Annotated in this window: 14 protein-coding genes; 7 read left to right on the top strand and 7 right to left on the bottom strand. The window is 48.8% G+C overall.

Annotated elements, in window-relative coordinates; genetic code table 11:
* Positions 1–314 precede the first annotated feature (314 nt).
* A complete protein-coding gene (gene gadE / locus QUE34_RS21240; RefSeq protein WP_000576690.1) occupies positions 315–842 on the top strand; it encodes an acid resistance transcriptional activator GadE in 528 nt (175 codons plus the stop codon).
* Here gadE and QUE34_RS21245 read toward each other — a convergent pair whose 3' ends face one another.
* On the bottom strand, positions 843–1,121 hold the full coding sequence (locus QUE34_RS21245; protein ID WP_001205315.1) for a hypothetical protein: 279 nt from the start codon (positions 1,119–1,121) through the stop codon (positions 843–845). It lies immediately after the preceding gene.
* A 107-nt stretch (positions 1,122–1,228) separates the two neighbouring features.
* Here QUE34_RS21245 and mdtE point away from each other — a divergent pair, with 107 nt between their 5' ends.
* Together mdtE and mdtF are read left to right on the top strand one after the other, a co-directional pair.
* Positions 1,229–2,338 carry a multidrug transporter subunit MdtE gene (gene mdtE / locus QUE34_RS21250; RefSeq protein ID WP_308240008.1) on the top strand — a complete coding sequence of 370 codons (1,110 nt, stop codon included), beginning with the start codon at positions 1,229–1,231 and terminating at the stop codon, positions 2,336–2,338.
* 24 nt (positions 2,339–2,362) lie between these two features.
* Complete coding sequence (gene mdtF, locus QUE34_RS21255; protein WP_103253591.1) at positions 2,363–5,476, top strand: multidrug efflux pump RND permease MdtF; 3,114 nt, start codon at positions 2,363–2,365, stop codon at positions 5,474–5,476.
* 362 nt (positions 5,477–5,838) lie between these two features.
* Here mdtF and gadW read toward each other — a convergent pair whose 3' ends face one another.
* The 4 genes from gadW to ccp all read right to left on the bottom strand — a co-directional run bounded on the left by gadW (position 5,839) and on the right by ccp (position 11,136).
* Positions 5,839–6,567: an acid resistance transcriptional activator GadW gene (gadW, locus tag QUE34_RS21260; protein WP_032303992.1), complete on the bottom strand. Its 729-nt coding sequence runs from the start codon at positions 6,565–6,567 to the stop codon at positions 5,839–5,841.
* A 367-nt stretch (positions 6,568–6,934) separates the two neighbouring features.
* The gene (gene gadX, locus QUE34_RS21265; RefSeq protein WP_001191078.1) at positions 6,935–7,759 is read right to left on the bottom strand and encodes an acid resistance transcriptional activator GadX; all 825 of its coding nucleotides are present in this window, start codon (positions 7,757–7,759) and stop codon (positions 6,935–6,937) included.
* Between the two features lie 368 nt (positions 7,760–8,127).
* Positions 8,128–9,528 (bottom strand): glutamate decarboxylase, encoded by a 1,401-nt coding sequence (gad, locus tag QUE34_RS21270; protein WP_000372240.1) that lies wholly within the window; start codon positions 9,526–9,528, stop codon positions 8,128–8,130.
* A 210-nt stretch (positions 9,529–9,738) separates the two neighbouring features.
* A complete protein-coding gene (gene ccp, locus QUE34_RS21275) occupies positions 9,739–11,136 on the bottom strand; it encodes a cytochrome c peroxidase (protein ID WP_032303993.1) in 1,398 nt (465 codons plus the stop codon).
* A 404-nt stretch (positions 11,137–11,540) separates the two neighbouring features.
* On the opposite strand from ccp, the gene QUE34_RS21280 reads away from it, so the two are divergent.
* Positions 11,541–13,190, top strand: a complete 1,650-nt coding sequence (locus QUE34_RS21280) for an alpha,alpha-trehalase (RefSeq protein WP_000934242.1) — start codon at positions 11,541–11,543, stop codon at positions 13,188–13,190.
* Positions 13,191–13,240: 50 nt separating this feature from the next.
* On the opposite strand, the gene QUE34_RS21285 is transcribed toward QUE34_RS21280, so the two are convergent.
* Entirely contained in the window at positions 13,241–13,843 is a 603-nt protein-coding gene (locus QUE34_RS21285; RefSeq protein WP_001167676.1) for a helix-turn-helix transcriptional regulator, read from the bottom strand.
* 518 nt (positions 13,844–14,361) lie between these two features.
* On the opposite strand from QUE34_RS21285, the gene QUE34_RS21290 reads away from it, so the two are divergent.
* The 3 genes from QUE34_RS21290 (at position 14,362) to QUE34_RS21300 (ending at position 18,053) form a co-directional block, all read left to right on the top strand.
* A complete protein-coding gene (locus tag QUE34_RS21290) occupies positions 14,362–15,261 on the top strand; it encodes a LysR family transcriptional regulator (RefSeq protein ID WP_032185444.1) in 900 nt (299 codons plus the stop codon).
* A gap of 48 nt (positions 15,262–15,309) precedes the next feature.
* Positions 15,310–16,323, top strand: coding sequence for an inner membrane protein YhjD (gene yhjD, locus QUE34_RS21295; RefSeq protein WP_000191271.1), 1,014 nt, complete (start codon positions 15,310–15,312; stop codon positions 16,321–16,323).
* A gap of 407 nt (positions 16,324–16,730) precedes the next feature.
* A complete protein-coding gene (locus QUE34_RS21300; RefSeq protein ID WP_001149003.1) occupies positions 16,731–18,053 on the top strand; it encodes an MFS transporter in 1,323 nt (440 codons plus the stop codon).
* Positions 18,054–18,170: 117 nt separating this feature from the next.
* On the opposite strand, the gene QUE34_RS21305 is transcribed toward QUE34_RS21300, so the two are convergent.
* Positions 18,171–20,231 carry an AsmA family protein gene (locus QUE34_RS21305; RefSeq protein ID WP_032303994.1) on the bottom strand — a complete coding sequence of 687 codons (2,061 nt, stop codon included), beginning with the start codon at positions 20,229–20,231 and terminating at the stop codon, positions 18,171–18,173.
* Between the last annotated feature and the right edge of the window lie 56 nt (positions 20,232–20,287).

A 20,287-nucleotide genomic window follows, 5' to 3' on the forward strand; every position in this document is an offset into this window, starting at 1 on the left:
TACATTTTAACTTTAGTAATATTCTTCAGAGATCACAAACTGGTTATTGATAACTTATTCTTGGGCAGTAATCCGCAAACGTTAATTTTTTGCTTGCAGTTTACAATCTGATAACAACCAGGAATTTTACTTAGGATCAATATATGGAGTGCGTGATGGATAAATCTGAAGTATTGATTAGTGTTAATAGACGTATTAGTTCACGAAGGGCAAGGTTCTTATAGGCGTTTACTATATTGAACAACGATTCGGACAGGGATGTAAATAATGAAAAGGATGACATGTTCGAAACGATAACGGCTAAGGAGCAAGTTATGATTTTTCTCATGACGAAAGATTCTTTTCTTTTACAGGGCTTTTGGCAGTTGAAAGATAATCACGAAATGATAAAAATCAATTCCCTGTCAGAGATCAAAAAAGTAGGTAATAAACCCTTCAAGGTTATCATTGATACCTATCACAACCATATCCTTGATGAAGAAGCGATTAAATTTCTGGAGAAATTAGACGCCGAGAGAATTATTGTTTTGGCACCTTATCACATCAGTAAACTAAAAGCTAAAGCGCCTATTTATTTTGTCAGCCGCAAAGAAAGTATCAAAAATCTTCTTGAGATTACTTATGGTAAACACTTGCCCCATAAGAATTCACAATTATGTTTTTCACATAATCAGTTCAAAATTATGCAGCTGATTCTGAAAAACAAAAACGAAAGCAATATCACGTCAACGCTCAATATTTCGCAACAAACATTAAAGATTCAGAAATTCAACATTATGTACAAGCTGAAACTAAGACGTATGAGCGACATCGTCACCCTGGGTATCACATCTTATTTTTAGTCAGGACATAATTAACTGAAAATGATGGCAGGCATGAAGAGGGATGCAGATGCTGATTTCATTATCCCCGGTGATGACTAAAGGAGAGGCGAAAACGACTTTATTCCCCTGGTATGTGTATCCACCAGTAGAACCCTTCGTTGCCCGAATGCTGGCAGGAACTGTTGGCAGAACGGCAACATTTTTTTTGTCGTTGACCTCACCATGTCGATCACTGTGCTTGCATCCCATCTTACTGGCTGACAACCCCACTATGCCGCTGGTCTGTAAATCCCTCATACCTCTCCTCGCGCGCAATTTAAAGAACCGTTATATCTCAAGAATTTTCAGGGACTAAAATGAACAGAAGAAGAAAACTGTTAATACCGTTGTTATTCTGCGGCGCGATGCTCACCGCCTGCGATGACAAATCGACGGAAAACGCCGCCGCCATGACGCCTGAGGTCGGTGTCGTCACACTCTCCCCCGGTTCGGTCAATGTGTTGAGCGAATTGCCTGGTAGAACCGTTCCTTATGAAGTTGCCGAGATACGCCCTCAGGTGGGCGGTATTATCATTAAACGCAACTTTATCGAAGGCGATAAAGTGAACCAGGGCGATTCGCTGTATCAGATTGATCCTGCACCTTTACAGGCCGAGCTGAACTCCGCCAAAGGCACGCTGGCGAAAGCGCTCTCTACCGCCAGCAATGCCCGCATCACCTTTAACCGCCAGGCATCGTTGCTGAAGACCAACTACGTTAGCCGTCAGGATTACGACACCGCGCGCACCCAGCTGAATGAAGCAGAAGCCAATGTCACCGTCGCCAAAGCGGCTGTTGAACAGGCGACGATCAACCTGCAATACGCAAATGTCACCTCGCCGATTACGGGCGTCAGCGGGAAATCGTCGGTGACCGTCGGCGCACTCGTTACCGCTAATCAGGCAGATTCGCTGGTTACCGTACAACGTCTGGACCCGATTTATGTCGATCTCACTCAGTCGGTGCAGGATTTTTTGCGCATGAAAGAAGAGGTCGCCAGTGGGCAAATCAAACAGGTTCAGGGCAGTACGCCAGTACAGCTCAATCTGGAAAATGGTAAACGTTACGGCCAGACCGGCACGCTGAAATTCTCCGACCCGACGGTGGATGAAACCACGGGCTCCGTGACGTTACGGGCGATTTTCCCCAACCCAAATGGTGACTTGCTGCCTGGCATGTATGTCACGGCATTAGTGGATGAAGGTAGCCGCCAGAATGTATTACTGGTGCCGCAGGAAGGCGTCACCCACAACGCCCAGGGTAAAGCAACGGCGCTCATTCTGGATAAAGACGATGTCGTGCAGCTACGCGAAATTGAAGCCAGCAAAGCCATCGGCGACCAGTGGGTTGTCACTTCTGGTTTGCAGGCTGGCGATCGGGTGATCGTTTCCGGTTTGCAACGTATTCATCCGGGTATCAAAGCACGTGCAATTTCCTCCAGCCAGGAAAACGCCAGCACCGAATCGAAACAATAACGTTGCAGGCTTAAGGGGACTTTCATGGCTAACTATTTTATTGATCGCCCGGTTTTTGCCTGGGTACTTGCCATTATTATGATGCTTGCAGGTGGTCTGGCGATCATGAACTTACCGGTTGCGCAATATCCGCAGATTGCGCCACCAACCATTACCGTCAGCGCAACCTATCCGGGTGCCGATGCGCAAACGGTAGAAGACTCGGTCACTCAGGTGATTGAGCAAAATATGAATGGGCTTGATGGCCTGATGTACATGTCTTCAACCAGCGATGCGGCGGGTAATGCCTCCATCACTCTGACCTTTGAGACGGGGACATCGCCTGATATCGCGCAGGTTCAGGTGCAAAATAAACTGCAACTCGCTATGCCTTCATTACCTGAAGCGGTGCAGCAGCAGGGGATTAGCGTCGATAAGTCGAGCAGTAATATCCTGATGGTAGCGGCGTTCATTTCTGATAACGGCAGTCTCAACCAGTACGATATCGCGGACTATGTAGCGTCTAATATCAAAGACCCGCTAAGCCGTACCGCGGGCGTTGGTAGCGTACAACTCTTTGGTTCCGAGTATGCCATGCGTATCTGGCTGGACCCGCAAAAACTCAATAAATACAACCTGGTACCTTCCGATGTTATTTCCCAGATTAAGGTGCAAAACAACCAGATTTCTGGTGGTCAACTGGGTGGCATGCCACAGGCGGCAGACCAGCAACTGAACGCCTCGATCATTGTGCAGACGCGTCTGCAAACGCCGGAAGAATTTGGCAAAATCCTGTTGAAAGTTCAGCAAGATGGCTCGCAAGTGCTGCTGCGTGATGTCGCCCGCGTCGAACTTGGGGCGGAAGATTATTCCACCGTGGCGCGCTATAACGGCAAACCTGCTGCCGGGATCGCCATCAAACTGGCTACCGGAGCAAATGCCCTGGATACCTCACGGGCAGTCAAAGAGGAGCTAAACCGCCTATCAGCCTATTTCCCCGCAAGTCTGAAGACGGTTTATCCTTACGACACGACGCCGTTTATCGAAATTTCTATTCAGGAAGTTTTCAAAACACTGGTTGAGGCTATCATCCTCGTCTTCCTGGTCATGTATCTGTTTTTGCAGAATTTCCGTGCCACAATCATCCCGACGATTGCCGTACCGGTGGTTATTCTCGGGACGTTTGCGATCTTGTCGGCGGTCGGTTTCACCATCAACACCCTCACCATGTTCGGGATGGTGCTGGCGATAGGGTTGTTGGTGGATGACGCCATCGTGGTGGTAGAAAACGTCGAGCGCGTGATAGCGGAGGATAAACTGCCGCCGAAGGAAGCAACGCATAAATCCATGGGGCAAATCCAACGCGCTCTGGTCGGGATTGCCGTTGTGCTTTCCGCGGTGTTTATGCCAATGGCCTTTATGAGCGGCGCGACCGGGGAAATTTATCGTCAGTTCTCCATCACGCTGATCTCCTCGATGCTGCTTTCAGTATTTGTCGCAATGAGCCTGACCCCTGCCCTGTGCGCCACCATTCTGAAAGCCGCGCCGGAAGGCGGTCACAAACCTAACGCCCTGTTCGCACGCTTCAACACGCTGTTTGAAAAATCGACTCATCACTATACCGATAGCACCCGCTCGCTGTTGCGTTGTACCGGTCGCTACATGGTGGTCTACCTGCTGATTTGCGCCGGGATGGCAGTGCTGTTCCTGCGTACGCCGACCTCTTTCTTACCAGAAGAGGATCAGGGGGTATTTATGACCACCGCGCAGTTACCTTCCGGTGCAACCATGGTTAACACCACGAAAGTGCTGCAACAGGTGACTGATTATTATCTGACAAAAGAGAAAGATAATGTTCAGTCGGTGTTTACCGTTGGCGGCTTTGGCTTCAGTGGCCAGGGGCAAAACAACGGTCTGGCGTTTATCAGCCTCAAACCGTGGTCTGAACGTGTCGGTGAGGAAAACTCGGTTACCGCGATCATTCAGCGGGCAATGATTGCGTTAAGCAGTATCAATAAAGCCGTCGTCTTCCCGTTCAACTTACCCGCGGTGGCTGAACTGGGTACCGCGTCAGGTTTTGATATGGAACTGCTGGACAACGGCAACTTAGGGCACGAAAAACTGACCCAGGCGCGAAACGAGCTATTATCACTGGCAGCGCAATCACCGAATCAGGTCACCGGGGTACGCCCGAACGGACTGGAAGATACGCCGATGTTCAAAGTGAACGTCAACGCCGCGAAAGCCGAGGCAATGGGTGTGACGCTGTCTGATATCAACCAGACAATTTCCACCGCCTTCGGCAGCAGCTACGTGAACGACTTCCTCAACCAGGGGCGGGTGAAAAAAGTGTATGTCCAGGCAGGCACGCCGTTCCGTATGTTGCCGGATAACATCAACCAGTGGTATGTACGCAACGCCTCTGGCACGATGGCACCGCTTTCGGCCTATTCGTCTACCGAATGGACCTATGGTTCACCGCGACTGGAACGCTACAACGGCATCCCGTCAATGGAGATTTTAGGTGAAGCGGCGGCCGGGAAAAGTACCGGTGACGCTATGAAATTTATGGCAGACCTGGTCGCTAAACTTCCGGCAGGCGTCGGCTACTCGTGGACCGGACTGTCGTATCAGGAAGCGTTATCCTCAAACCAGGCTCCCGCGCTGTATGCCATTTCACTGGTCGTGGTGTTCCTCGCCCTTGCCGCACTTTATGAGAGCTGGTCAATTCCGTTCTCGGTGATGTTGGTTGTACCGTTAGGTGTCGTTGGCGCATTACTGGCCACCGATCTGCGCGGCTTAAGTAATGACGTCTACTTCCAGGTTGGTTTGCTGACTACCATCGGGCTTTCCGCCAAGAACGCCATCCTGATCGTCGAATTTGCCGTTGAGATGATGCAGAAAGAAGGGAAAACGCCGATAGAGGCAATCATCGAAGCGGCGCGGATGCGTTTACGCCCAATCCTGATGACCTCTCTGGCCTTTATTCTCGGCGTGTTGCCGCTGGTAATCAGCCACGGCGCAGGTTCTGGCGCGCAAAACGCGGTAGGTACCGGCGTGATGGGCGGGATGTTTGCCGCAACAGTGCTGGCCATTTACTTCGTTCCAGTCTTTTTCGTTGTAGTGGAACATCTCTTTGCCCGCTTTAAAAAAGCGTAACGTGTAAATGAGAGTAAGGTTGAACGTGAGGGTTCAGCCTTACTCTTTCCTGCTAACCATTCACCACTCAACAACCAGCTAACCGTCAGGAATACCAGGCTTAGTACACAGCACTGAAAGTAAAAACCACTCCAGCCATTCGTCATCAATTTGAACAGCACAATACTGACCCACATTCCCGTAATCGTATGAATTGTCAGCTTAATAATCCCAAACATGCCGAGTCTTTTCCTCCTGAAAATACCTATACCGCATGGCATACTGCGAAAGAGAACTAGCCGGTAGCCCGGCAGAAATCATCAGGGAAGAGTTTCACATGAAGCACGTGTGAGATCCTGACCAATATTCAAATGCGAAATATGTCAGGAAAAGGTACCTGGCGAATGTTGCGCAAACTGATGTGGCGTTACACCATAATATTGTCGAAATGTGTTTATAAAGTACGACGTACTGCTATACCCACATTTTTCTGCAATAGTATGTAGAGGAATTTGACGTAACTCGAGTAATCGTCTGGCCATCGACATCCTGGAGGCGAGTAATATTTTACTGAAACAGGTATTTTCATCCTGCAACTTTTTTTTGATGAGACTCTCGCTGGTATACATTCTTTCCGCGATATCGCGTAGATACCAACGTTTAGCGATATCAAAGCTAATAAGGCGTTCAACTTTTCCTGAAACAGTACTGATACTATTGAAAAGTAAGGGGATAAGTTCTTTCTTATGAGAAAACATTGATAAACAGGAAAGGTAAAGCATCTTGCTCATTATCGGCGAATTTACCCCGGATTCATTGAAACTATCAAAAATCGCCGTCACCAGAGGCATGGGGGGGGACTGGTTAATTAACAAACGGTCTTTGCTATGTAACCCTAAATTGCGCGGTAACTGACGAATATTTTGTAAGTAATGGCAAACTGTCAGCTCATCGATATCCAGTCGTCGTGTATCCGGTGAACAAAACGCAAAATCGTCTGCCAAATTTTTATCCAGCAGTAGAATACTTTCGTTGTGCAACGATATTTTTTGCTGTTCATGATGAATATCCAATGAACGACGAACGAGGATCACCGAGCAGACATGAGTCATGACTATCCCTTATATTTCATTACTGCGATTATTTCAATTTCAGTATACTAATGAAATGATGCCAGACCGCTTCTTCGTGCATAAACTGCCATATTTGGTAGGACCAAAAGTTATCCAAAAAGTAGTTTGACATAACAGTTAATTGATAATAAGAAAATGCAAGAAGAATATATTTTCACACAGCGCATAGCTTATGTTTATAAAAAAATGGCTGATCTTATCTCCAGTAAAAGTTATATTTAACTTACTGAGAGCACAAAGTTTCCCGTGCCAACAGGGAGTGTTATAACGGTTTATTAGTCTGGAGACGGCAGACTATCCTCTTCCCGGTCCCCTATGCCGGGTTTTTTTTATGTCTGGGTAAAAACTATAATCTTATTTCTTCCGCAGAATAGTTAGTACCGTAAAAATTCCCTTGCGCAACAATACTTGCCGCCGAGTCACGGTTCGGCAATCCTTGTGCCGATCGCTCCTGATACTCTGTGGGCGTCATCCCATAATAATTTCGAAAAACGTAAATGAAATACGACACGCTGTGATAACCACAGGACACTGCAACTCGCTTAATTGAAAAACCATGTATAACAATAAGTTGCAAAGCACGTTGCATTCTACACTCAGTAAGCAACTGTGAATATGACGTACCTTCTTCGCGCAATTTTTTCTTTAACAGGCTTGAACTCATCAACAGCTCGCTGGCGATTTGGGCTAATGTCCACTCATGGGCGATATTATTATTGATGACCGTACAAACTCGTGTTCGCATGTTCGGTTGCAAAACGTTCAGAAGCAGCGGTATAAACTGCTCGTCCTCCAGGAAAACAGATAACAACGCAAAGATTAATGCTCTTTTACGGAGCATTTCTGCATAGCGCAGATTCTTATTCTGCGATAGTTGCGCAACCTCCTGAAAAACAGGAATATCTCTGGTACAGTGATGAACGAGTAACGAAGGAACTTTTTTATGTGCATGAAGATTTAATGCCTCCTCCTTGAGCATCGGGAGAAATAATGAAAGCGTGTCCCTTGAAACTAATACAAAATTCTCGACACACTTATCCACTTGAATTTGACTTGCATCCGCAAAAACCAGTTCACCGCCATTAAAATAGCGATATTCACCATTAACCATGGTGAGAATATATTTATGTCTTGCGTACGCAATTAGACAATTACCATGTAGTGATTGCATAGTCGGCTTAATATTACATAAACATATTACTGTTTATTAATGTAGCACGCCGCCCTCTTAAGTCAAATTGATTGATAAATAAATTTAAACGAAGCGGGAAAACAGGATGATGATGTGTGATGATAGTCGGGCTGGATAACTGGATTTATAATACAAAAAAAGGCGTTAAAAACGCAGGGAAATTATTAGTAAGCAAATAATCCCTTATTGTGATATTAAACGGTCTCGCCACCCTTAATAACATTCATATAACATATATCTTATCAACACGATGAATAAACAGCCAATATATTATTGCATTAATAAGTAACCGAATGCCCCACCTGTTTTTTAAGGTCGGGGCATTCGGTTTTTACAAAATTATGTTATCAGGTGTGTTTAAAGCTGTTCTGCTGGGCTATACCCTGCAGTTTCGGGTGATCGCTGAGGTATTTCAGGGAGGCTTTGTAGTCTTCCAGTAACAGTTCAGCAAAGTCCATTTCGAAGCCACGACGGCACATAATGCGCATCACCACGATGTCGGTGGCTTCACCGCCGAGAGTGAAAGCCGGAACCTGCCAGCCGCGCAGACGCAGACGTTCAGAGAGGTCATACAGGGTGTATCCCGGATCTTCACCATCTTTCAGTTTGAAGCAAACCGCCGGGATGCCTTCGTCCGGGCGACCCGTACAGATGAACTCATACGGCCCCAGTTTGGCGATTTCATCTGCCAGATAGGCAGCTACCTGGTAGGAAGCGTTCTGTACTTTGGTATAGCCTTCACGACCGAGGCGCAAGAACTCGTAGTACTGTGCAATTACCTGGCCCGCCGGACGGGAGAAGTTGATGGCGAAAGTGCCAATCTGACCACCGAGGTAGTCAACGTTGAATACCAGTTCCTGCGGCAGCGCTTCTTCGTCACGCCAGATAACCCAGCCGCAGCCCAGCGGAGCCAGACCGAATTTGTGGCCTGAAGCACTGATCGATTTCACACGTGGCAGGCGGAAGTCCCAGACGATATCCGGGGCAACGAACGGTGCCAGGAAGCCACCGCTGGCGGCGTCGATGTGCATGTCGATGTCGATACCGGTGTCGGCCTGGAATTTATCCAGTGCATCATGCAGCGGTTGCGGGAATTCATAGTTACCGGTGTAGGTCACGCCGAAAGTCGGCACCACGCCGATGGTGTTTTCGTCGCAGGCTTCAATCATGCGTTTCGGATCCATAAACAACTGACCGGGGCGCATAGGGATTTCACGCAGCTCCACATCCCAGTAACGGGCGAATTTATGCCAGCAGATTTGTACCGGGCCGCACACCAGATTAGGTTTATCCGTTGGCTTGCCTGCGGCTTCCATACGCTTGCGCCAACGCCATTTCATCGCCATCCCGCCGAGCATACAGGCCTCGGAAGAGCCAATGGTGTTGGTGCCAACGGCCTGACCGTTTTTTGGCGCAGGCGCATGCCACAGGTCAGCAACCATGTTTACGCAACGCAGGTCGATAGCTGCAGATTGCGGATATTCTTCTTTGTCGATCCAGTTTTTGTTGATCGACAAATCCATCAATTTATGGACGTTTTCGTCGTCCCAGGTCTGGCAGAAAGTGGCCAGGTTCTGACGAGCGTTGCCATCAAGATATAATTCATCATTGATAATCTGGAATGCGACATCATCACGCATTTCGTGCAGCGGAAATCGTTTTGACTCCGCGATAGTAGAAATGGCCTTTGCGCCAAAACGTGAATCGAGTAGTTCTGAGCGGAAATCCGTTAACAGCTTCTGGTCCATTTCGAACTCCTTAAATTTATTTGAAGGCAATAAAAAAGTAGGATTTATCCGCAATGGAAGCAAGGCATTACAGGCTTAATTTAAATAACAAAATCCTAAGCAGAAAAACGACTTTTTATAATATAAACATTTAACATGATAATATTAAAAACAGACTTTATTGTCGTAATAAAAATCGCCCAAACATTCCTGTTTGGGCGATCAAATTAATTATTGTTTATCCTGCATATACGGCGTATATACCCCGTTCAGACTGTGCAGGAAAGCTACGATATCATCCACATCCTCCTGCGGCAGCTCTTTGCCTACCTGATAGCGCAGCATCAGTTTTACCGCCCCGTCCAGCGTCGGCACGTCACCGCGATGGAAGTACGGTGCCGTTAAAGCAACGTTACGTAAACCGGGTACTTTCTGACGCAATTTATCACGCTCTTCTTTAGTAACATTCATACGACCAATATCCGCCGCCGTAATTTCACCAAAGTTAAAGTCTTTTTTCAGCCCCAACGGCTCGAAAGAACGTCCGCCGAGAATAATACCACCATGACAAGTTGCACATTTATTATCTTTAAATAATTGATAGCCTTTTTTCTGTTGCACCGTCAGCGCATTCTCATCTCCACGCAACCATTTATCAAATGGGGAATCCGGCGTAATTAATGTTTTCTCAAATTCAGCAATAGCATCAGTAATATTTTCGCCACTGAAACCTTGCGGATAGACTTCGAGGAACTGCGCTTTAAGCTGCGGATCTTTTTCCAGCTTAGCAATAATTTCGTCCCAGGATTTCGACGCCATTTCAATCGGGTTCAACGGCGGTCCACCCGCCTGATCCTGCAATGTTGCCGCACGACCATCCCAGAACTGCTCAACGTTAAATACTGAGTTAAAGACCGTTGGTGCGTTAATCGGCCCAACGGCACCACCAACACCAATCGACGTTTTTCTACCATCAACGCCACCCGCATTTAACGCATGGCAATGTGCACATGAAATGGTGCTATCAGCCGATAAACGGGGATCATGATACAGCGCAAAACCCAACGCCACTTTTTGCGCATCGGTAGGTAGTTTTTGCGGAATAGGCTGCACCGGTTCATTGCGATGCTCCGGAGCAGTATCATTACTGGCGTAATATTCCGCGCGCTGTTTTGCAATCCAGGCAAGTATTTCCGCCCGCTCTTCATCACTCACCTTACCCGCCCAGTGTAGCGCGGTATAACGCGTTGGTGGCATAGTTTCATACTGCATCACCCATTCAATCTTATTCAGATCGCTTTGCGAAACGGGTTTATCTGCCAACAGAGCCGCACGCACGGCCTCGAGGTTAAAAGATTTATATCCAAGCTTAATGTCGTAATCCATCAACTGTTTCGCGCCAGGAATATAATAATAGGCGGGTAATTCTGCCGAAGGCGTATGACAATAGTCGCATCCTTTTTCGCGAAGAAAACCTAAAACCTGATTATTTTCACTGACAGCAGATGCCTGAACATCGGCCTGTTTACTGCGTTTATTATCGTGGTACCACACATAACCAGATAACCCTAAATAGCAAATCGCGACGCCAGCCAGGCCGATCGCGGTAATACGTGAGACCATTTTCATTATTCTTCCCTCACGGTGGTGAGTTATTGTGACCCAGAAAATTTTCCAGAATGCTGCAAACGTCTCTGCGAGACAAAGCCATCATAAAAAACAGGGAAATACGCTTTTTGATAGGAATCAATCAATTACATGAATATAAACTATCAATAAGATAGTCTGTGCCTATTATACAGAGCAGGAATGGCATATCATGATTGCGGCGAGAGCAGGATTGAATGTTCTGAAAATGAAAAACAACACGGAATCCGTATTTTTATAAATTCTATTGATATTAGTGCGTTATATTTTTTGACAAGTTAATAAACGTGATCCACCGCACGCTTTGTCGCCCACCAGGCGGAGCAAATGACTACCCTTAAAGAAAAGCCCGATAATTAGCGACGAATTTCGGAGGTCGGATCCTTATGCTCAATCAGAAAATTCAAAACTCTAATCCAGACGAACTGATGATCGAGGTCGATCTCTGCTATGAACTGGACCCGTATGAATTAAAACTGGATGAGATGATCGAGGCAGAACCAGAACCCGAGATGATTGAAGGGCTGCCCGCCTCTGATGCGCTGACGCCTGCCGATCGCTATCTCGAACTGTTCGAGCATGTTCAGTCGGCGAAAATTTTCCCCGACAGTAAAACCTTTCCCGACTGCGCACCCAAAATGGACCCGCTGGATATTTTAATCCGCTATCGTAAAGTGCGCCGTCATCGTGATTTTGACTTGCGCAAGTTTGTTGAAAATCACTTCTGGCTGCCGGAGACCTACTCCAGCGAGTATGTATCGGACCCGCAAAATTCCCTGAAAGAGCATATCGACCAGCTGTGGCCGGTGCTTACCCGCGAACCGCAAGATCACATTCCGTGGTCTTCCCTGCTGGCGCTGCCACAGTCTTACATTGTTCCAGGGGGCCGTTTTAGCGAAACCTACTACTGGGATTCCTATTTCACCATGCTGGGGCTGGCGGAAAGTGGTCGGGAAGATTTGCTGAAATGCATGGCCGATAACTTCGCCTGGATGATCGAAAACTATGGTCACATCCCCAACGGCAACCGCACCTATTATTTGAGCCGCTCGCAACCACCAGTTTTTGCGCTGATGGTGGAGTTGTTTGAAGAAGATGGTGTACGCGGCGCGCGCCGCTATCTCGACCATCTGAAAATGGAATATGCCTTCTGGATGGACGGCGCAGAATCGTTGATCCCTAATCAGGCCTATCGCCATGTTGTGCGGATGCCCGACGGCTCGCTGCTCAACCGTTACTGGGACGATCGCGACACGCCGCGTGACGAATCCTGGCTTGAGGACGTTGAAACCGCGAAACATTCTGGTCGCCCGCCCAACGAGGTGTACCGTGATTTACGCGCGGGGGCGGCCTCCGGTTGGGATTACTCTTCCCGTTGGCTGCGTGATACCGGTCGTCTGGCGAGCATTCGTACCACCCAGTTCATCCCCATCGATCTGAATGCCTTCCTGTTTAAACTGGAGAGCGCCATCGCCAACATCTCGGCGCTGAAAGGCGAGAAAGAGACAGAAGCACTGTTCCGCCAGAAGGCCAGTGCCCGTCGCGATGCGGTAAACCGTTACCTCTGGGATGATGAAAACGGTATCTACCGCGATTACGACTGGCGACGCGAACAACTGGCGCTCTTTTCCGCTGCCGCCATTGTGCCGCTCTATGTCGGTATGGCGAACCATGAACAGGCCGATCGTCTGGCAAACGCCGTGCGCAGTCGGTTACTGACGCCTGGCGGGATTCTGGCAAGCGAGTACGAAACCGGTGAACAGTGGGATAAACCTAACGGCTGGGCACCATTACAATGGATGGCGATTCAGGGATTTAAAATGTACGGCGATGACCTTCTGGGTGATGAAATCGCGCGCAGCTGGCTGAAGACGGTGAATCAGTTCTATCTGGAACAGCACAAACTGATTGAGAAATACCATATTGCCGATGGTGTTCCCCGCGAAGGCGGCGGTGGCGAGTATCCGTTGCAGGATGGGTTTGGCTGGACTAACGGTGTGGTACGCCGTTTAATTGGTTTGTACGGCGAACCATAATATTTTTACAGCCAGCCGCTAACTTCCTGCTGGCTGTAAAATTATCCTCTTCAGGAGGAGATATTTAACATCATTGCCGCCTGGGTGCGATTTTTCACTTCCAGACGGCGATACAGTGATTCCAGATGCGCTTTTACCGTTCCGGTACTGATATTCAGCGCCCTGCCGATCTCTTTATTTGATTCGCCCGCCGCTAACATGGTTAAAATCTCCCGCTGGCGGGCGCTTAACGATTTGAGATCTTTAATGTCCTTTTCCGGCGTCGTTCGCCAGTCTCCCGGCAGAAACATCATCCCCATCGCCGCACTATTTACCGCCAACGCAAATGTCTCGACGGTTGAATCACGAGGCACAATGGCCAGCACATTAAAATGGATAACTTCCTGTAACCACCGTTTATTGCAATCCGTCGCCGTAATTAACACCTTAACCTCAGGAAATTGCACCACGGTTTTTTGCAGCAACCAGTAGCAAAACTCACCATCCTGATCGCCATCGAGCATCACTAAGGCTTCAGGGTAACTTTCCAGCTTTTGCCATAACTCGTCTGCCTGACTGGCCCCCTGAATACTCACTCCTGGAATACGTTGCTGTAAACTGATTTTCATTCCATGAATAAATATTGACTGCCTGTCAAACATGACTATTTGCATAACTGAATCTCCACCTGAATACGTTAAAAAGACTTAAGTAGTGGAAGGGTATTACCCGCGAGAAAAAATAAGAATTCGCCATTTGGCGGTGGCCATTCTACAGAGATGACGCGTAGAAAATAGTTACCGATATAAATAGTTACAGCTAAACGCCTGAAATTACATGTCGAGGGCATTATTTAAAACAATTTTGAGGATTTCCTTATATTGATGGCTAGTACGCATGCAATTAAAAATGAAATTCCGCGACTACAAACAAAAATAACAAACGGCAATGAGACAAAAATAAGCACAAATAGCCAACACGTCCTCTGTTCACTTTAAAGGGAATCGCTGAAAAATACACTCTGTTTAAGGGGATTCACCGTTCTCATAAAGCTATTCTCCCCTTTTCCTGCTGAGAAATCGCCACATTCGTCATGACAACATTGTGAAACCCGGCATTAGATGTTAGAAAAACAATAAACAATGCGATATTCGCGTTACTGTTTCGCTGTGAACAACAATCGGTCAAAGAAATGGATAAAATTCACGCAATGCAGTTGTTCATCAAAGTCGCGGAGCTGGAAAGTTTTTCCCGCGCGGCGGATTTCTTTGCTTTGCCAAAGGGAAGTGTTTCGCGCCAGATACAGGCACTGGAACATCAACTTGGCACCCAGCTTCTCCAGCGCACCACGCGACGGGTCAAACTCACGCCAGAAGGCATGACCTATTATCAACGGGCAAAAGATGTGTTGAGTAATCTCAACGAACTGGACGGTCTGTTTCAACAGGATGCCACCAGTATCAGCGGTAAATTACGCATCGACATCCCACCAGGAATCGCGAAAAGCCTGTTACTGCCGCGCCTGTCGGAATTTCTCTATCAGCATCCGGGAATTGAGCTGGAACTGAGTAGCCATGACCGTCCGGTAGATATTCTTCATGATGGTTTTGATTGCGTGATACGCACTGGCGCGTTATCGGAAGATGGTGTTATCGCCTGTCCCCTCGGCAAACTGACCATGGTCAACTGTGCCAGTCCGCACTATCTGACGCGCTTTGGTTATCCGCAAAGCCCCGATGATCTGACTTCACACGCAATAGTGCGTTACACACCGCACCTGGGTGTACATCCGTTAGGTTTTGAGGTTGCCAGCGTTAATGGTGTCCAGTGGTTTAAGTCTGGCGGCATGTTGACGGTAAACAGTAGCGAAAACTATCTCGCCGCCGGTCTTGCCGGTCTGGGGATTATTCAGATCCCGCGCATTGCCGTGCGCGAAGCCCTGCGTGCCGGGCGGCTTATTGAAGTATTACCTGGCTACCGTGCCGAGCCGCTCTCCCTTTCGCTGGTTTATCCGCAGCGTCGGGAGCTTTCCCGGCGTGTAAACCTGTTTATGCAGTGGCTGGCTGGCGTAATGAAAGAGTACCTGGACTGACCGACTATACTTTTTAAGAATGATCAAGACAGAAGGATAAAAGAGCGGATGACGCAGGAAAACGAGATTAAACGTCCCACCCAGGATCTGGAGCTCGAGCCGATTAAACCGCTGGATAATAGCGAGAAAGGCGGCAAAGTTAGCCAGGCGCTGGAAACCGTCACCACTACTGCCGAAAAAGTCCAACGCCAACCGATTATTGCGCACCTGATTCGCGCGACTGAACGCTTTAACGATCGGCTGGGGAATCAGTTTGGTGCGGCTATCACCTATTTCTCATTTTTGTCGATGATTCCGATTTTGATGGTGTCGTTTGCCGCCGCTGGTTTCGTTCTGGCCTCCCATCCGATGCTGCTGCAGGATATCTTCGACAAAATTCTGCAAAATATTAGCGATCCGACGCTGGCAGCTACATTGAAAAACACCATCAATACCGCCGTTCAACAGCGTACGACGGTAGGGCTTGTCGGCCTGGCGGTGGCGCTTTATTCCGGCATCAACTGGATGGGTAACCTGCGTGAAGCGATTCGCGCTCAATCGCGCGATGTCTGGGAACGTTCGCCACAGGATCAGGAAAAATTTTGGGTTAAATATCTGCGTGATTTTATTTCGCTGATAGGTTTGTTGATTGCGCTCATTGTGACGCTTTCGATCACCTCGGTTGCCGGTTCGGCGCAGCAAATGATTATTAGCGCCCTGCACCTGAACAGCATTGAGTGGCTGAAGCCAACGTGGCGGTTGATTGGTCTTGCGATTTCCATCTTCGCCAACTATCTGCTTTTCTTCTGGATCTTTTGGCGATTGCCGCGCCACCGTCCGCGCAAAAAAGCGCTAATTCGCGGAACATTTCTTGCTGCTATAGGTTTTGAAGTGATTAAAATCGTGATGACCTACACACTGCCATCGCTGATGAAATCTCCGTCTGGCGCAGCATTTGGCTCCGTGCTGGGACTGATGGCGTTTTTCTACTTCTTCGCTCGTCTGACGCTGTTTTGCGCGGCGTGGATTGCCACCGCCGAATACAAAGACGACCCGAGAATGCCGGGGAAAACGCAGTCTTAAAATATGCCGGATGCAGCGTAACGCCTTATCCGGCCTACGAATTTATTCGGCCTGGCTCCCCGTAGGCCGGATAAAATGCGCCAGCATCGCATCCGGCTATCATGCGCACATAACCACTTAAACTCTTCCCCAGAGCCTTTTCTGTCATCTCTTAGGAGCAAACAATTTCATTCCAACTCATTACTCCAGCATATAAATCCAGTTGGTAACTTTTATTTAACCTAAAACCAGTTTTATCCACCATTTATGAAATTATGTGAAGCATTTCATAGAAGAAAAATCACCAGCTTAAACATTATTCCCTTTTTGGCTGATTTTCGACCAACTCCGCGATTTGTTACACATTGAAATATCACTTTTGCTGTGCGTAATATGGCTATTCGTTAGCCAAAAAATAAGAAAAGATTATGCAAGCAACAGCCACAACACTCGACCACGAGCAAGAATACACGCCGATCAACTCGCGTAATAAAGTCCTTGTCGCCTCTCTCATTGGCACGGCCATTGAGTTCTTCGACTTTTATATTTACGCCACTGCGGCCGTTATTGTGTTTCCGCATATCTTCTTCCCGCAGGGCGATCCTACGGCAGCAACGCTACAGTCGCTTGCCACCTTCGCCATCGCCTTCGTCGCGCGCCCTATTGGCTCTGCCGTCTTTGGTCATTTTGGCGATCGCGTTGGGCGTAAAGCGACGCTGGTCGCCTCGTTGCTAACGATGGGGATTTCGACCGTGGTGATTGGTCTGCTGCCAGGTTACGCCACGATTGGTATTTTCGCCCCGCTGCTGCTGGCACTGGCTCGATTTGGTCAGGGTCTGGGCTTAGGCGGCGAATGGGGCGGAGCGGCGCTGCTGGCAACCGAGAACGCACCACCGCGCAAACGTGCACTGTATGGCTCCTTCCCGCAACTGGGCGCACCGATTGGCTTCTTCTTTGCCAACGGCACTTTCTTACTGCTTTCCTGGCTACTGACCGACGAGCAGTTTATGAGCTGGGGCTGGCGGGTGCCGTTTATCTTCTCGGCGGTGCTGGTCATTATCGGCCTGTATGTTCGCGTGTCGCTGCATGAGTCACCGGTGTTTGAGAAAGTCGCTAAAGCGAAAAAACAGGTGAAGATCCCGCTGGGTACGCTGCTGACCAAACATGTTCGCGTAACCGTACTGGGTACGTTCATTATGCTGGCAACCTATACGCTGTTTTACATCATGACGGTCTACTCAATGACCTTTAGTACCGCCGCCGCGCCAGTTGGGCTTGGCCTGCCGCGTAACGAAGTATTGTGGATGCTGATGATGGCAGTGATTGGTTTTGGCGTGATGGTGCCAGTCGCCGGATTACTGGCTGATGCCTTTGGTCGCCGTAAAAGCATGGTAATCATCACCACGCTGATCATCCTGTTCGCGCTGTTCGCCTTTAACCCGCTGCTCGGTTCTGGCAACCCGATTCTGGTTTTTGCCTTCCTGCTGCTGGGGTTAAGTCTGATGGGACTGACCTTCGGGCCGATGGGCGCGCTGTTACCAGAGCTGTTCCCGACAGAAGTGCGTTACACCGGAGCATCGTTCTCTTACAACGTAGCGTCGATTCTCGGGGCTTCCGTTGCACCATATATCGCAGCCTGGTTGCAGACTAACTACGGGTTAGGTGCGGTGGGGTTATATCTGGCGGCGATGGCTGGCTTGACCTTAATCGCCCTGCTGCTGACCCATGAGACGCGACATCAATCGTTGTAATAAGAGTGAAAAGCCTGATGCGCTACGCTTATCAGGCCTGAATTTCCATAAAATATATTGAATTCGCAAGGATTTGTAGGCCGGATAAGGCGTTCACGCCGCATCCGGCAGTTTCCATCACTTCTTCATCTGCGACAAAATCGTCCGACACTGATTAGCCTCCCCTTCGGAAGGAGAGATCAGCGCCAGTAACGCCGCCGCCGGTGTTACCAGCGTTGCCAGTGCCGCCGCGACGGCTCCGCGAGCAATCAACGGTCCGGCTTTTACCCCAGCCTGCGGATTTTTAAATGTCCCACGCACATACAGCGGCGAACGCAGTGTGATAATCCGAATCCCTTTACTTTCTGGATCGATAGTTAAATCCAGCTGTTCCGAAGCAAAACTTGCCGTGCCGGTAACATTGATCAACGCATTCTCAGTATCAAAAGCAAAAATCTGCGGACGCGCCACACCGTTGGCAATATCCAGATTCGCTGCCGCGCAGTTCACCCGCACCTCATCGTCACCAAATATCGCACCGACAATGTAGTTACCAACATTCAGGCCGACAATCTCCATCAGGTTGCGGCTCACCAGCCCGTCATTCATCAACAGTTTCAGGTTGCCGTTACTGTTGCCTAAAAGCGCCGCCACCGAGTTACCGCTACCGCGTAGTTCCGCGTCACCGTTCATTTCCCCCAGCGTCTTCTGCATCAGCTCCACATCCGGCATCAGTTCTTTCAGTTTCAGCCGACGAGCCTGAATATCTGCCCGCCCCTGCATCGGTTTTTTATCACCTTCCAGATGAATATTCGCCGCAATGCTGCCGCCTGCCATGCCAAATTTCAGCGGTTGCAGGCGCAGGTCAGCATTTTTGAGGATGATATGAGTAGAAAGATCGCTAATCGGCAAGCTACTACCATGTTCAATGCGCCGACCTTTGAAGCGGACATCGGCATCCATGACGTCCCATTTTTCGGTTTCGAAGCGGTCATAAGGCAGCACTTTGCCCGCAGGCTGAACGCTTTTTTCGCCTTTCTTCTGCTCAGACCGTTTCGACTTTTCTGCACCTTTTCCAGAATCAACGCCAATCAATGGCCCTAAATCTGCCAGCCGCAATTGCCGCGATTCGACATCACCTTCCAGTTTTGGCCGTGGCTTGCCGGTGGTGTAGATCAGAGAACCGTGGATATCACTATCGCCAATGCGCCCATTAAAGCCTCGATAATCAAATACCGACGATTTTTCAGTGTCGATTTTCGCGACCAGCCGACCATCGGTTTCAAACGGCGGGGTATCGGGCAGCAGAACGCCCGTCAGTTCATAGAGATCACCCAGCGAATCGCCAGAAAATTTAAGCCGTAAATCGACACCGCCCATCTTCATTGGGTCATTCACGACGCCATCAAAAGCGACGCGAGTATTCCCGGAGCGGAAATCAGCCTGTACCGGAAACGGTGTACCTTCGCCGCGTAGTGCCAGCATACCGCCGATTTTACCTTTGCCCGTGAGCGGTTCACCGTTATAACGTCCCTGCGCCTTCAGACCAAAAACGTAATCGCCCACCTTTTCTTTGTCCGCTTTACCTTTCGATCCGGTAACTTCACTGAACGGCAGCGGCTTGCCTAACGGATCGACAAAAATTTCCAGATCCGCTTTGCTTACTTTGTCATCAATAGCGATCCGCCCTTGATCGAACAGAATATTATCCAGTCGAAACGACCACGCCGACGGCTTTGCATTCATGTCTTTGTTGTCATCATTGGCGAGATTAAAGGTCCAGTTATTGTTCTTTTCAGAGAGACGAATCAGACGCGCGTCGGGCTTCTCCAGTTTTATCCACGGCAGCCAGACCGTTTTGGTCAGCAACGCCAGCGGGGCCAGTGTTGCCTCTACGCGTGGCAAATGCACCATTGTGACTTCGGGAATATCCGGCGGATTGCCAAGAATGATGTCTTCTGCATGCACATGAGGCCACGGCACCCAGCTGCGCCAGCCGGTTTCTTGTTTTTGCCGCTCCCACACCACGCCCAGATCGCCACGGATAGCGAATGGACGATTCAACTCCGCAGAGACTTTCTGGTTGATGGTCGGTTTGAGTCGATTCCAGTCAAATGTTGCAATCAAAATGATCGCCACGACAATCAACAACAAGAAAGTCCCTGAAATCGCAGCGGTTATTTTGCCTGCCTTGCTCATCATTCGCTTCCTCATATTTCTTCCTGTGCCAGTCCTAAAGATAGTCCAGCCAGGCA

Origin of the sequence: Escherichia sp. KS167_9B (assembly GCF_030295215.1) — a bacterium.
GTDB classification, from domain to species: Bacteria; Pseudomonadota; Gammaproteobacteria; order Enterobacterales; family Enterobacteriaceae; genus Escherichia; species Escherichia coli_F.

Bases quoted from the DNA above. Each gene is read 5' to 3' on its own strand.
- gadE (WP_000576690.1), top strand. From the start codon at position 315: ATGATTTTTCTCATGACGAAAGATTCTTTTCTTTTACAGGGCTTTTGG.
- QUE34_RS21245 (WP_001205315.1), bottom strand. From the start codon at position 1,121: ATGAGGGATTTACAGACCAGCGGCATAGTGGGGTTGTCAGCCAGTAAG.
- mdtE (WP_308240008.1), top strand. From the start codon at position 1,229: ATGCTCACCGCCTGCGATGACAAATCGACGGAAAACGCCGCCGCCATG.
- mdtF (WP_103253591.1), top strand. From the start codon at position 2,363: ATGGCTAACTATTTTATTGATCGCCCGGTTTTTGCCTGGGTACTTGCC.
- gadW (WP_032303992.1), bottom strand. From the start codon at position 6,567: ATGACTCATGTCTGCTCGGTGATCCTCGTTCGTCGTTCATTGGATATT.
- gadX (WP_001191078.1), bottom strand. From the start codon at position 7,759: ATGCAATCACTACATGGTAATTGTCTAATTGCGTACGCAAGACATAAA.
- gad (WP_000372240.1), bottom strand. From the start codon at position 9,528: ATGGACCAGAAGCTGTTAACGGATTTCCGCTCAGAACTACTCGATTCA.
- ccp (WP_032303993.1), bottom strand. From the start codon at position 11,136: ATGAAAATGGTCTCACGTATTACCGCGATCGGCCTGGCTGGCGTCGCG.
- QUE34_RS21280 (WP_000934242.1), top strand. From the start codon at position 11,541: ATGCTCAATCAGAAAATTCAAAACTCTAATCCAGACGAACTGATGATC.
- QUE34_RS21285 (WP_001167676.1), bottom strand. From the start codon at position 13,843: ATGCAAATAGTCATGTTTGACAGGCAGTCAATATTTATTCATGGAATG.
- QUE34_RS21290 (WP_032185444.1), top strand. From the start codon at position 14,362: ATGGATAAAATTCACGCAATGCAGTTGTTCATCAAAGTCGCGGAGCTG.
- yhjD (WP_000191271.1), top strand. From the start codon at position 15,310: ATGACGCAGGAAAACGAGATTAAACGTCCCACCCAGGATCTGGAGCTC.
- QUE34_RS21300 (WP_001149003.1), top strand. From the start codon at position 16,731: ATGCAAGCAACAGCCACAACACTCGACCACGAGCAAGAATACACGCCG.
- QUE34_RS21305 (WP_032303994.1), bottom strand. From the start codon at position 20,231: ATGAGCAAGGCAGGCAAAATAACCGCTGCGATTTCAGGGACTTTCTTG.